The 13,750-nt window shown below is 27.8% G+C and carries 15 protein-coding genes; 3 read left to right on the top strand and 12 right to left on the bottom strand.

Going from position 1 to position 13,750, the window contains the following annotated elements:
- Positions 1–54: 54 nt before the first annotated feature.
- The 6 genes from NJU99_RS05555 to NJU99_RS05530 form a co-directional block, all read right to left on the bottom strand.
- Complete coding sequence (locus NJU99_RS05555; RefSeq protein WP_254577739.1) at positions 55–1,389, bottom strand: TRAP transporter large permease; 1,335 nt, start codon at positions 1,387–1,389, stop codon at positions 55–57.
- Positions 1,379–1,825 carry a TRAP transporter small permease subunit gene (locus tag NJU99_RS05550; protein ID WP_283256446.1) on the bottom strand — a complete coding sequence of 149 codons (447 nt, stop codon included), beginning with the start codon at positions 1,823–1,825 and terminating at the stop codon, positions 1,379–1,381. Before NJU99_RS05550 ends, NJU99_RS05555 begins: the two co-directional genes overlap by 11 nt.
- 44 nt (positions 1,826–1,869) lie before the next feature.
- Complete coding sequence (locus tag NJU99_RS05545; RefSeq protein WP_254577737.1) at positions 1,870–2,826, bottom strand: TRAP transporter substrate-binding protein; 957 nt, start codon at positions 2,824–2,826, stop codon at positions 1,870–1,872.
- Between the two features lie 63 nt (positions 2,827–2,889).
- Positions 2,890–3,570, bottom strand: coding sequence for a response regulator transcription factor (locus NJU99_RS05540; RefSeq protein ID WP_254577736.1), 681 nt, complete (start codon positions 3,568–3,570; stop codon positions 2,890–2,892).
- Positions 3,554–3,673 carry an HD domain-containing phosphohydrolase gene (locus NJU99_RS05535; protein WP_254577735.1) on the bottom strand — a complete coding sequence of 40 codons (120 nt, stop codon included), beginning with the start codon at positions 3,671–3,673 and terminating at the stop codon, positions 3,554–3,556. Before NJU99_RS05535 ends, NJU99_RS05540 begins: the two co-directional genes overlap by 17 nt.
- 118 nt (positions 3,674–3,791) lie before the next feature.
- Positions 3,792–5,324, bottom strand: coding sequence for a cache domain-containing protein (locus NJU99_RS05530; protein WP_254577734.1), 1,533 nt, complete (start codon positions 5,322–5,324; stop codon positions 3,792–3,794).
- A 120-nt stretch (positions 5,325–5,444) separates the two neighbouring features.
- On the opposite strand from NJU99_RS05530, the gene NJU99_RS05525 reads away from it, so the two are divergent.
- Positions 5,445–6,071, top strand: coding sequence for an LOG family protein (locus NJU99_RS05525; RefSeq protein WP_254577733.1), 627 nt, complete (start codon positions 5,445–5,447; stop codon positions 6,069–6,071).
- A 9-nt stretch (positions 6,072–6,080) separates the two neighbouring features.
- Here NJU99_RS05525 and NJU99_RS05520 read toward each other — a convergent pair whose 3' ends face one another.
- Positions 6,081–6,515, bottom strand: coding sequence for a hypothetical protein (locus tag NJU99_RS05520; RefSeq protein WP_254577732.1), 435 nt, complete (start codon positions 6,513–6,515; stop codon positions 6,081–6,083).
- A 76-nt stretch (positions 6,516–6,591) separates the two neighbouring features.
- Between NJU99_RS05520 and NJU99_RS05515 the strand changes: the two genes are divergently transcribed.
- The gene (locus NJU99_RS05515) at positions 6,592–7,407 is read left to right on the top strand and encodes a DUF4197 domain-containing protein (protein WP_254577731.1); all 816 of its coding nucleotides are present in this window, start codon (positions 6,592–6,594) and stop codon (positions 7,405–7,407) included.
- A gap of 16 nt (positions 7,408–7,423) precedes the next feature.
- On the opposite strand, the gene NJU99_RS05510 is transcribed toward NJU99_RS05515, so the two are convergent.
- Both NJU99_RS05510 and NJU99_RS05505 read right to left on the bottom strand, forming a co-directional pair.
- Complete coding sequence (locus NJU99_RS05510) at positions 7,424–7,987, bottom strand: hypothetical protein (RefSeq protein ID WP_254577730.1); 564 nt, start codon at positions 7,985–7,987, stop codon at positions 7,424–7,426.
- A gap of 122 nt (positions 7,988–8,109) precedes the next feature.
- Positions 8,110–10,560: a methyl-accepting chemotaxis protein gene (locus tag NJU99_RS05505; protein ID WP_254577729.1), complete on the bottom strand. Its 2,451-nt coding sequence runs from the start codon at positions 10,558–10,560 to the stop codon at positions 8,110–8,112.
- 272 nt (positions 10,561–10,832) lie between these two features.
- Between NJU99_RS05505 and NJU99_RS05500 the strand changes: the two genes are divergently transcribed.
- The gene (locus tag NJU99_RS05500) at positions 10,833–11,297 is read left to right on the top strand and encodes a hypothetical protein (protein ID WP_254577728.1); all 465 of its coding nucleotides are present in this window, start codon (positions 10,833–10,835) and stop codon (positions 11,295–11,297) included.
- 22 nt (positions 11,298–11,319) lie between these two features.
- On the opposite strand, the gene NJU99_RS05495 is transcribed toward NJU99_RS05500, so the two are convergent.
- The 3 genes from NJU99_RS05495 to NJU99_RS05485 form a co-directional block, all read right to left on the bottom strand.
- Entirely contained in the window at positions 11,320–12,270 is a 951-nt protein-coding gene (locus NJU99_RS05495; RefSeq protein WP_254577727.1) for a tetratricopeptide repeat protein, read from the bottom strand.
- Positions 12,271–12,329: 59 nt separating this feature from the next.
- A complete protein-coding gene (locus NJU99_RS05490; RefSeq protein WP_254577726.1) occupies positions 12,330–12,809 on the bottom strand; it encodes a GNAT family N-acetyltransferase in 480 nt (159 codons plus the stop codon).
- 98 nt (positions 12,810–12,907) lie between these two features.
- Positions 12,908–13,726 carry a LysR family transcriptional regulator gene (locus NJU99_RS05485; RefSeq protein WP_254577725.1) on the bottom strand — a complete coding sequence of 273 codons (819 nt, stop codon included), beginning with the start codon at positions 13,724–13,726 and terminating at the stop codon, positions 12,908–12,910.
- Positions 13,727–13,750 lie beyond the last annotated feature (24 nt).

The following is a 13,750-nucleotide window of genomic DNA, read 5'->3' as shown; positions in this document are numbered from 1 at the left end:
AAGTGAGTTTTATACAAATAAAAAAAGAAGTAGCAAACTACTTCTTTTTTGTAACTATTTAATCATCTGATCTGGTAAGAAAAATACTATTTCTGGGAAAACAGTAATAATCACAACTGTTACAATCATCAGAATAAAAAATGGGAATGTTGCTTTTAAAATTGTTTGTATTTTTTCATTACTTATACTTTGTATCACAAACAATGAAAAACCTACAGGTGGCGTAATTTGAGCCATCTCAACCATAAATACTAGAAAAACCCCAAACCATAAAGGATCAAAACCTGCTAATACAACAATTGGTAAAACAATAGGAAGTGTCATAACAACAATAGAAATAGCTTCTAATATCATTCCTAAAATTATGTACATAATACCAATTATTAAAATAAGCATCATTGGAGTCAATCCAAGTCCTGTAATAAACTCACTCATAGCTCTTGCTATTCCTAAAAATCCAATTACTTGTGATAAGAAAACAGCTCCAGCAATAATAAATCCAATCATTACAGATGTTCTAATACTATTTAATAAAGCATTTTTTAAAATTTCTAAAGATACCGCTTTAAAATAAGCCGCTAAAATTAGACTTCCTAATACACCTAACGCAGCAGCTTCTGTAGGAGTTGCATATCCACCATAAATAGAACCTAAAACCAATGAAATCAATAAGAAAATTGGTGCTAAGTCTTTTAGTGAGTGAAGTTTATCACTCCATGTATACTTTTCTTCATTTGCAGGTAAAACACTTGGATCTACTTTTGCTTTATACATAATATAAAATGAGTATAAAGAAGCCATTAGAAGCCCTGGAAGTAATCCTGCTAAAAATAGTTTACCAATAGATACATCAGCCATTACTCCATAAATAATCATAATTAATGAAGGAGGAATCAAATATCCCAAAGTTCCAGAACCAGCAAGTGAACCCATAGCTAAGTGTTTTGAATAACCTCTTTTTTGAAGCTCATCAAGTGTGATTTTTCCAACTGTTGCAGTTGTTGCTGTACTTGAACCTGAAACTGCTGCAAAAAGTGAACATGCAGCTACATTTACATGTAGAAGTCCCCCTGGAATATGTGAAAGCCAAGGTCTAAGTCCATTTAAAAGTTTTGCAGAAATTGAAGATTTATATAAAATCTCTCCCATCAAAATAAACATAGGAAGTGCTGCTAGTGACCATGAATTCATAGCATCGTATAAAGATGAAGCAAGTAAATCTCCTACTTTATCAAAAATACTAATTACAGGTGGTAAATTATGATCATAAATTAGCATTCCTATAATACCTGTAAGCATTAATGACACACCAATCCATAAAGATGATAATAAAAAAACAAACATTACAGTAATTAAAATTACTGCTAAAATTAGTGGATCAGCTATCATTTGAGAATCCTTTGAATATAAATAATACAACTGCTAATATAAAAATAGTAATCCCTATTGGCATTGCAAGTTGTGTTAGATAAAGTGGTGTTTCAGATACATTTTCTGATAACATTTCTAAATCATAAGAGTCATAAGTAAATAAAATTGTTCTATATAAGGCAAAAATTAAAACACCTAAAGTAATAATTGCTGCAACAATATCAATCTTCTTATTTGTCTTTTTTGATAATCTTGAAGTAATTATGTTGATTCTAATATGAGCATCTTTTGAAAAAGCATAAGCTAAACTTAAAAATATAGATGCTAAATATAAATACCCACTATACTCATCTGCTATCATCGTAGAAATATCAAAAAAAGATCTCAAAAAAATCTCTGTCAAAATTAATAAAACCAGTGAAACTAATAAAAATCCCGCAAGATAAGCCCCCATTTTGGTAAGCTTATCTATAAAGTTTGAAATATAGTTCATAACTATTACTTTCTATATTCTTTGAATATTTTCTTAATATCAGAATTTGCATCTTCTAAATACTCTTCTAATAACTTATTTGCAATTTTGTCTAAATCTGCTTTTAGTGCAGGAGTAGCATCTACTATTTTCATTCCATTTTTAGCTAAAGTCTCAAGTGCTTCTTTTTCTTCAACTTTAACAGCTTTCCATTGAGACTCTTCTATTTGTTTTGCAGCTTTTAAAACAGCTTCTTGTTGTGCCTTATCTAAAGAATTCCAATAATCTAAGTTAATAGTAACTGCTTGAAGTGGGTATGCATAATTGATTTTTGTATAGTTATTTAAAACTTCCCAAAACTTACCATCTTTTCCTGATGATGAAGATGTTACAACTGAGTCAACCATACCTGTTCTAAGTGCTGAATAAACCTCTCCCCAAGGAAGTGCTACAGCATTTCCACCTGATAGGTTAATAAACGCAGCTGAGTTTTTATCATAAGTTCTAGTTTTGATACCTTTAAAATCATTGATTGATGAAATTGAATCTTTAGAGTAAAAACCAGAAGCTGGCCATGTTACAGAATAAAGTAGTTTTTGATTCCACTTTCTTGCAGTTTTTTCATATGCAGGTTTTGATAATTGGTATAACTTATAAGCATCTTCATATGAGTTTGCAATAAAAGGTAAAGCTGAAACTCCAAATACTTTTCCTCCACCTGATGTAAAGGGAATAAACATATCAGTCATTGCAACAGTTGCATCTTTTACCGCTTTTAAAGGGTTTCCTTTAATTAATGCACTTCCTGGATGAACTGTAATATTTACACTTCCATTTGAATAGTCTTTTACAAGACCTGCAAACTGTACAGCACCTTTTGTATGGAAGTTATTTGCTCCATATTTTGCATTTAAATCCATCTTAACATTTCCAGCTAAAGCTAAAGATGCAAGTGAGGCTATTAGTAAACTTTTCTTAATCATTTTGTTTCTCCTTATTTTTATAAGGAAATCATAAAACAATCAAGTGAGTTTATAGTGAGTTTTTTATAGATTTAAAAGTTTGTAACCAATTTGTGGCACATTCGTGATAATATCCACAGGTATTCTTTGACGAAACTCTTTGATGAAAGTTTTTAGTGCTGATAAACTCATTGACTTATCTCTCCATAAATACTCTTCAATTAAGTCATAAGTAAGCACACCGTTCCTATTCTTGTGAAGAAGCAGTAAAAACTCTTTATCTCGTTTTCTCAAAGGTACAAGTTCATTTTTATAAAAAAGCTCCATCTGAGTTTTATCAAAGAACATATTTTCACTAAAGTTTATTACTTCATTTAAACTATTACCAAAAGCTTTTATTATACCACTTAATAAAGAGTCTGAATTTACAGGCTTTAAAATATATTGATTGATATTTAAATTTATAAGTTCTAATAAATATTCTTCATTTGAATAAGCAGTAATCATAATAACAATAGTATCAAAGTCATTTTCTCTAATCTGCTCTATCATAGAAATACCATTTTGATTAGGCATTTCTATATCGCTTATAATTAGTGAAGGCTTATACTCTTGATACATATCAAAACCATCTTCACCATTATTTGCTTCATAAACATCTTTAAAATAGTATTTTAAAGTATTTACTAATCTTTTTCTAATTCCCTCTTCATCTTCTACGCATAAAACTGTATAGTTTTGAAGTTGTTTAATTAAATCTTCCATCAAAAACCTTATTTAAATAATCTAAGTCTATTTCATCTTTTTTTAAGCCTTTTGGATAAGCTGAGCCATGACATTTTTCATGGTGTTGCTCAATAATATCCAATAACCTTTGTTTTGTTTATCCATACTTTTTTAGAATTTCAACTGAAAAAGAAGGATGTTCTTTTACTTTTTCAAACTCTTTTTTATATCCAAAAAAATAGTATCAAACAAGTATCATTTTATACTTTTTGTTCAATTGGTAAAATAATAAAAAAACAAGCTCCTTCTTTTTTATTTTCTACAAATAACTCTCCTTGCATATTCTTTTCAATAATCATCTTAGCCATATAAAGTCCCAAGCCAGTACCTTTTGAACTGCTTTTTGTAGTAAAATATGGTTCAAAGATTAAATCCAAATACTCATCTTCAACCCCACCTGCATTATCTTGTACTTTTATAATTGCATTATTAAATTTCTTATCCAAAGTAATATCAATTTTAGGATCTTTGATATTTCTTTGAATTAAAATATCCTTTGCATTTGAAATAAGATTTAACATAACTTGAGCGAACTCTCTTTCATAACCATGAATAAAACAATTATACTTTACATTTTTGTTTAATTTGATGTTAAAATTCTTTAAAGAAGCATAAACTAAAGTAACCGCTTCACTACAAGCACTATCAATATAAAAATCAATCTTCTTTTTATCAGGTTTAAAAAAGTTTCTAAAATCTTCAATAGTATTTGACATAAACTGAATTTGTTTATTTGATTCATCTACACTATCTTTTATCATATTTGAATCAACTTTTTTAAATTTATTAGCAGTTTCTAACTCCATTAAGATACCAGAAACTTCACTTAAGGGTTGTCTCCACTGATGAGCAATCATGCTAAGCATTGTTCCCATTCTAGCTAGTCTTGATTGATGAAGCATAGCTCTATCTTTTTTCTTTACTTCTTTAATAGCTTTTTGAACTTTGAGCTCTAAGTTTCTATTTAAATCTTCAAGTAATAACTCTTTTTTCTTTACACTATCTTGATAGGCTTTAAAAACTTGTGTAATTTTTTTTGACATGATAAAAGACAAAAGTCCTATTACTAAAATAACTAAGAAAGAAATAGTTACAACAAGTCTAATATGTTTATTAATTTTCTCTTCTAAAATCTTTTTATTTTCATAAATTGAGTTTTGAATATCATCGATATAAAGTCCAGCTCCAATTACCCAATTGTATTTTTCATACAATCTAAAAAAACCAAGTTTTTTTGAAAAATGAACATTTTTAGGTTTTTGCCAATAATACTCTATAAAAATTCCATCTGGATTCTTAATAGTTTTATCAATAAACTCTTTTGTAATATAAGTTCCCATAGCATCTTGCAAATCTATATCATATGTATCAATGCTGTCTTGTCTAAAGGGATGGGCTCTTAAATAATAATCTGTATCATGAACCCAGATATACCCATGTTTTTCATATCTAATAGTCTCTATATATTTTAAAAGCTCTTTTTTTAACTCTTCTTCACTTAATTTATTGTTTCTTTTTACATGATGTTCAATATAGTTTATGATGTAATCTACTTCTTTTTTTAAAATATTTTTTTGCTTGTTAATATATGCTTTTTCAACTTCAATACTTTGTGCTTCAAAATAGTTGTTTTGATTTTCTATAAAAAAATAAATAGTAAAAAATGCAATCATAATAACTGTAATAATAGGTGTTAAAATAATGAGTTTGGGAATGTTTTTTTCACTAAACAAGTTAAAGTCTCCTAATCTAAAATATAAGTGTAGCAAAACCAAGTGAGAAAATAGTGAGTTTTTTAATGTAAATTGGCATATAATTTATATAAATAATATTTTTTTATAAAGGAGGATATTATGTTAAGTCCTGATACAGTATATAAAAAAAAGATAAATGATGATTTTACAAATGGCAAAGAGCTACTAAAAGATTTAAAAAATAATGTAACTATTTTTGGTAGTGCAAGAACAAATGAAGATGACAAATATGCAAAACTAGCCTATGATTTAGCTTTTAATTTAAGTAAAAATAGAATAAATATTATCACAGGTGGTGGAGATGGTATTATGCAAGCAGCTAATAAAGGAGCATATGATGCAAATTGTGCCCAATCTATTGGCTTGAGTATTTATTTACCTTTTGAAAAGTCTTTAAATAAATACACAAATAAAAATCTTACTTTTAACTATTTTTTCTCAAGAAAATATATGTTAGTAAAATACTCAAAAGCTTGTGTTGTATTTCCAGGAGGATTTGGTACACTTGATGAAATGTTTGAAGTTTTAACTCTTACACAAACAGGAAAAATGCCAAAAGGTTTTAAAATATATCTAGTTGGGTATGATTATTGGGAGTATTTACTAAAGTTTATTGAAAAGTCACTTTATGCAAATAATATGATTAGTAAAGAAGATATTCATATTATCAAAGCAACTGATGATATAAAACTGATTGAAGAGGAAATAAAAACTCTACTAAAATAACCATATGTATCAATTTTGATACATATGATATTTACTATTCTCTTTTGCTTTTCTCTCTTCTAGTTTTTTATACTCTAAAATAGCTTTTTGTTTAATATCTTCATCAATTTGTTTTGATTCATACTCTTTTAATATATTTGCTAATACCAAAGTATATACAATAGTGTTTAGTTTTAAAGAGTCTTCATTTCTCATGAGTTTATCTAAATCAATAGCATAAACAGCTTCTTGGAAAGTATAATACAATCTTTGAGAGACATCAGTAAGTCTATAGGTATACCCTAATATTACTAGAAAATTATTCTCATACTCTTCGAAAGATAAAGTTTCCTTAAACTTTTGTTCAAACTCTAAAATAGTTTTTCCACATTTGGCATATATTTCATCTGCTTCTAAAGTTTTGTTCTTAAAAGCATGAAAATAATTTGAAATTTCACTAGTCATTTTTTTAATTATCCTTTTTCACAATTAATCTATTATATAATACTAATATAAAAAAAAATTTATAACAGGAATAAAAATGAAAAAAACAACAATACTAGCATCACTAATTTTAAGTTCAAGTTTATCTTTTGCATTTGACTTAAATGCTTTAACAAAAGATGTGATAGATACTGTTACAAAACCAAGTACAACAAATGAACAAACAACTACAAAAGAGCAAAGCTCACTTGAAAGCTCAACAGTTTCAACTGGATTGAAAGAAGCACTTAAAAAAGGTGTAAGTTATGCAGTATCAACATTAGGAAAAGAGAATGGTTATTTAAACAATAGTAATGTTAAAATTCCCTTACCTGATAACTTATCAAAAGTTGAAACACTAATAAGAAAAGCAGGTGGAAATGAAATCGCTGATAATTTAATCAACTCAATGAACAAAGCAGCAACAAAAGCAGCTCCTAAAACAGCTGATATTTTTATGAAGAGCATTGAAAATATGTCAATTGAAGATGCTAAAAAAATACTTGCAGGGAATAATGAAGCTGCAACAAACTACTTTAAATCAAATACATCTGATTCTTTAAGAAATATGATAAAACCTATTATTCAAGAAACTATGAAGGACAATCAAGTAGCAACATACTACGATATGGCAAATAATTTTTATAAAACAAATGTAAAATCAATGGTAGATGAAAGCTCTGTTATGGGACTTGCTAAAAACTTTGGTGTTGACTCATATCTTCCAGGAAGTAGTGATAAAAACTTAGATGAGTATGTAACTGATAAGGCAATTGATGGTTTATTTAAAATGATAGCTCAAAAAGAAGCTGATATTAGAACTAATCCAGTAGCTCAAACTACATCTATTTTACAAAAAGTATTCGGAAACTAAGAAGGTTACAACCTTTTTAGTTATCAAGTTTAAAATACCCATAAATGGCATTTTGTTTTACTAAACTTATATCTAAATTTAGAACTTCTTGGCTATTTTTCTCATAATTATATTCATAAGAACTATCAAAACTTTTAAGAAGCTTTGTATAAAGATTAGATTTCACATCTAAAATAAAAGTGTCTTTATTTATTTCATAAATATATATAAAATTTAAAATAAAATGTTCATCAAGTTTGTAAGTAATAAAATCAAAACCATCATACTCAAACTTTTCAAGAACTTCCATATTTTTAAATTTTAATTGTTCTTTTAAAAATGATGTATAAATAGAACTAGGTAAACCTTCCCACTCAACATCATTGTCCACATGAATATGTTCTAAAAAAATTTCATCACTTTTTAGAGTATAAGCATCTAATACATAAGAATCATGTCTAGTATTTGTTTCATAATTTTCTATTGCATATTCATAAAAAAGGTCTGAGTTGATTTTAAAAATAAGTTTATTATCTGTAAAAGTAAAACGTGGTCGAGATAATTTTATGAAGCTTTTTAGAAAGTTTTTTATGATTCCCATTTAAATGCCTTAATTTAATATAAAGAAATGTACTTTATCATATTTAAATGTGAAATTCAAGGTTTTAATGGCTAGTTTTTAGTTTTTTAAGAGATTCACTAAGGTGAATCTCTTAAGCTTTATTAGAAACTTTCCCACTCATCATCTGACGAAGTATCATTGAAAGTTTTAGGTTCATATTTTGCTTGAGGTTTAGCTTGACTTTGTGGTCTTGAAACTGTTCTACTTTGAGCAGTTACACTAACACTATCATTTGTACTATTTATAGCTTTGATATCTTTTGAAATATCAATACTATCTTTTCCTTCAAACTCTTTTTCATTTGCTTTTGAAACTATATCTTTTGCTAATGCTGCTGTATTTAATGCAATGTTTTTAGTTTCACCTGCAACTGTTGCATTTTTTTGAGTTTGTTGGTCTAGTGAGTTAATAGCATCATTTATTTGAACAATACCAGTTTCCTGTTCTTTTGAAGCACTTGAAACATCTGAAATAAGCTCAATTGTTTTATCAATATTTGAGTTTAATCCCTCATAACCTTTAATCATTTCACCTGCAATATTTTTACCTTCATTGGCTTTGATATTTGCATTTTCAACTAATTCTTTAATCTCTTTTGCTGCTTCTGCACTTCTTGAAGCTAAGTTTCGCACTTCTTGTGCTACTACGGCAAAACCTTTTCCAGCTTCACCTGCTGTTGCTGCTTCTACTGCTGCGTTTAATGAAAGAATATTTGTTTGGAAAGCAATTTGATCAATTACTGTAATTGCTTCATTGATTGAACTTACTTGGTCATTTATTTCATCCATTGCTAAAGTAGTTCTTGAAGCTAGTTCTTCACCTTTACTAGCTGATGCAGTAACTTCATTTGCTAAAGTAGACATTTCTGAAATTTTTTGTGTTGTTGAAGATACATTTCCTGTAATCTCTTCAAGAGCTGCTGCTGTTTCTTCAAGTGATGCTGCTGCTTCATTTGAAGCTTGATTTAATGTGTCTACATTTGATAATAGATGTTCAGATGAACTATCAACAATAAGACCATTCTTCTTATTATCAACTAACATTTCTGTAATAGAAACACCTAAAGAGTTAACGCCCTTTGCAAGTCTTTCTAAATGCTCTTTTATTCCTGTTGTATCAACTTTACTTAAGTAGTTGTAATTTGAGAATTTTTCTAAAACATCTAAAATATTATCAATATTATTCTCTAAGTTATCACCCATTTTATTTAAAACATCTCTTAGTTCATTTAATGCTGGGTTATTAACTGATGTTGTTATTCTTTGAGTTAAATCACCTTTTTCAAACTCATTTAAAACAGTAATTGTCTCATCAATAATAGCTCTATCTTCTTCAATACCTTTTTTAGCTTTTTTGATATTCTCATTAACAACCTGAGCCATTAAACCTATTTCATCAAAACTATCTGTTTCTAACTCTTTTACATCAGAAGATTTTCTATTTACATAATCAAAGAAGCCTTCTAAACCATCTTGGAATTTAACTAATCTTTTTACAACGATATTATTAATAGTAATAACAGCTCCTGCAATTACAAAAATAAGTAATGCTAAAGCAATGATTAAAATTAAGTTTCTAATAGCATTTGGTGTTTTTAAAACTTCAGCTTCATCAATCTCAGATAAAATCGCCCATTTTATATCAGAACTAATATTTAAAGGTGCATATGCTGATAATACAGGATTTCCATTATAGTCATCAATAATTTCTGTATTTGATTGACCATCTAATGCATTTTGGCTTCCTTTAGTTTTAACTTGCGTATTATTTGAGAAAGAAGCTATTAAACTGTGCCCTTTAGGGTCAAGATAACTATCACTTCTCATAAGTTTATCAGAACCTACTAAGTAATCTTCTTGTGATTTTCCATAACCTTCTCTAAACTGCATAATTTTATTAATTGACCTATCACTTATTTGGAAAACTAAAACTGCATCTACCTTTCCATTTTTAGAAATAGGATTTCCTAGGAACATTGCAGGTGTATTATTACTTGGTGCATAAGGTCTCATATCTTCAAATGTTGGTTTATTTCTAGTAAGAGTGTTTGCAAAAACCTTTCCTAAACCACTATTTTTCAATGAACCGTACTTTAAGTTTGCTCCATAATCAGACTCTTTTGCTGCTGTATATATTACGTGACCTGTTTGAGCATTTATTAAGAATATATCGTAATAACCATACTCTTTCATATAACTTTGAAAATACTCTTCATACTTACTTGTTACATTTTTTACCAATTGATTTTTTACATCATATGAAGACTTATCATCTAAGCCAACAACATCAAAAGTTTGCTCAAGGGAATTATAAAGTTCTAAAATATCTTTACTTTTAGATAAAACCTTTATATCCCCAACTCTCTCTTGAAAAAAGTTTGTTATTTGGTTTGCTTTTGAATCCCTTGCAGATGTCAGCATAGCGTAGTTTTGAGCTAAAATACCCTCTTTAGCTTTGCTTACTGAAAAACCTGCTATAACAACTGCAAGTAAACTTAATGACACTACAATAAGCCCTATTACTTTAGCTTTAATTGTCATCTTTTTAAACATTTGCTTCCCTTGTGTATATTTTTTATCCATTATATAATAAAAAGCTTTCATATCTGATAAAAAATTTAAATAATATTTTTAAATAACTATAGAAGACAAAAACAGAACTCCTTAAAATTGGGTTTTATAATACATTACTTAAAACTAATAACTCTTTAATATTAAATCATAACCTATAAAATAACTCTAAATCATGTATTTTTTACAACTACTTTATTATTAATCTTATTTTTTATTTTTTTTGATAAAATCAAAATAAAAAATGGACTCTTATGAATATTGAAAACTATTTTGAAAAAGACAAAATCACACAGAACTTGGCAGATTATGAAATATTTTATCAAGTATCTCTTGGTAAACTTTGTTCCCTTACAAATAATACAAATATAAATTATGATATTGAACTTCAATATGCCCTTGGTTCTATTTATGAATTACTAAAAGATTTAGATAGCCTTGATAATATCAATGAAATATTTCAAGATGAGCTAAAAAAGCAAGCAGCAATGGATGCACTGCAAAAATTTGCAAATGATAACTTAGATGATGTAAAAACAGAAAAAATAGAAATAGAACATATGGTTCATGAAATAAACGATAATAGATTTTTTAATGAAACAATGATTGAAGTTTGTAAAGAACACAAAGAAGAACAAAAAAAGAAATGGCAAGAGATAATAACAGATGATTTATCACAAGCAATCATTTTGTCTTTAAAACAGTTAGAAGAGAAGTAAACACTTCTCTTTTTTAGGAAGTTTAAAAAGAGTGATTAAACTTCTCTTTATTTTTAACTACCTCAGCAGATGATACTACATTCATAATCATATCATCTTTACTATCTGAGAATTTTTCTATGATAATATCACAAACTTCTAAAAGTTCTTTTTCATTATTTAATTGACTTAATATAATAGATTTATTATATAAAGCAAGTGCCACTTGCTTTAAAAGTACACCTTGTTCTTTTTCATACTTTTCTATAACTTGATCATAAACCTCAATTGCCTTTCCAATATAGTTTTGTTCCCTATACCTTCCTGCTTTATTTACATAAGCTTTTGCTACGAGTTCTTTGATACTCTCTTCTTCATATGAATTAAAGTTATCAATTAAAAAGTCATAAGCTTTAATAGCTTCATCATTTTGTTCTTCTTTTGCATACAATAAAGCTATGTTAAATGAAGCATAAGCAAGATTGTCTAGAACGTCTGGGTTTACTGAGTCTTTAAAATTTAAAAGCAGTTCTTCATAAACGACAATTGCATCTTTTCTTTCTTTTAGTTGATTTATGCAAACAGCTTTATTTAAATAAGCTTTTACTAAAACAATCTCTAATTGAGAAGATGTATCTTCAATAAATTTTTCTAAAAGCCTGTTATAGCATTCAAGTTCTTTTTCATAATCATTTGATTTAGCATAAATTAAAGCTTTATTATAATAACTATATGCTAGATATCTAAAGATAATCTCATTTTTTGTATCTTCAAATTTTTCTATTATTTCATCATATGTTTCAATTACATCTTTATCTTCATTTAGGTTTGTAAGTGCTGAGGCTTTCCCCATAAGTGTATAAAATACATCAAGGTCATTGTCTCCAGCTACACTTAATAACTCGGGTACTAAAAACAAAGCATCCTCAAACTCTTTATTTTGCATCTTTTGATTAAATTGACTGTATAAATATTCAAAGTTTTCTTGATTCAATTTCATCCTTTTAATATTTGATAATTATTATTTTTAACAAAAGTATACTTGATTTATTATTAACTTTTTGCAAAATCTTCTAAAGTTTTGCCTTCTAGTCTATATCCTATCCATTCATCTTGGCTTTTTGCACCAAGACTTTCATAAAACTCTCTTGATGGAGTATTCCAATCTAAACATGACCATTCAAACCTTCCACACTTCTCATTAAGTGCTTTTTTTGCAAGATGTTTTAACATCTTCTTACCTGCACCATTTCCTCTTTTTAGCTCTGTGATATATAAGTCTTCTAAATAAATACCTTTTTTACCAAGCCAAGTTGAGTAGTTGTAAAAATATACAGCATAACCAATAGCAACTCCATTTTCTTCACAAATCAAAGCTTTTACAGTAGAGTTATCACCAAAAATAGCTTCTCTTGTTTGTTCTACATTTGTTTTTACTTCATGTTCTGCTTTTTCATAAACAGCTAACTCAATAATAAAATCTAGTATAGTTTGAGCATCACTTGATACTGCATCTCTTATAATAACTGACATTTTATTCCTTAATTTAATTTTTCTATTTTCTCTTTATTCTTTAGTGCTGGAACTTTATCAAAAGATTCTGAAAGCAAACTAATTTATAGAGTATAAAACTATTGCAACTTAGTTCTTAGATAATCTTCAATCATCGGACGATAATCTTTTCTACAAACTAAATGAGCATCAAAGTCACTTTGTATTCTTGTAAGCTTTAGTTTGTCTGTATAGCCAAACTTATCTATGATACTTTTTGAAAGTAGTGTTACACCATAGCCTGCTTTTGTAAGTCCTAACATTAGCTCATAGTTTTGTAAAGCTATAGTTTTATACTCTAAATCACTATTTTGCTTCGCATAATCTTGCAAATGAAGACAATAAGCACAAGTATCTCTATAAACTAATAGGTTGTTTTTAACTTCTTTATCTTTGGGTTCTACATAATATATCTCATCTTTAAATACATTTAGAATTTCTAAGTCTTTATGATTTGGCTTTCCATTTATAAAAGCTATGTCTATTTGATAGTCTAAAAGTTGTTCTATTAGATTTAAGCTACTATCTATATTAAACTCTATTTTCATATCTTGGAAGTCTTTATTTAACTGCTCAATTATAGGAATAAGTCTTATGGTTGCGTTTGATTGGGTTGTTCCCATTTTTAGAATTTCTTGATGATTTATGTTTCTCATTTGAGAAGTTGCTTCTTCTACTTTTTTTACAATATCAACAGCAAAAGGGTATAGTTTCTCTCCCTCATTTGTAAGTACAACACCTCTGTTTGTTCTATGAAATAGACTATAAGCTAAAGTTTTTTCAAGTTGCTTGATTCTTGAAGTTATGTTTGACTGAGTGTAGCCTAACTTTTTGGCTGCGCCTGATATGCTTTTTTCATTTTTAACAGTGATAAATGCTTTTAATAAATTTGAGTCCACAAAAATTCCTATAATCTTTTGTAT

Origin of the sequence: Arcobacter roscoffensis (assembly GCF_024267655.1) — a bacterium.
Taxonomy (GTDB): Bacteria; Campylobacterota; Campylobacteria; order Campylobacterales; family Arcobacteraceae; genus Arcobacter_B; species Arcobacter_B roscoffensis.
Note: the sequence above shows the minus strand (reverse complement) of the source record. Positions and strands in the feature narration are given on the sequence as shown.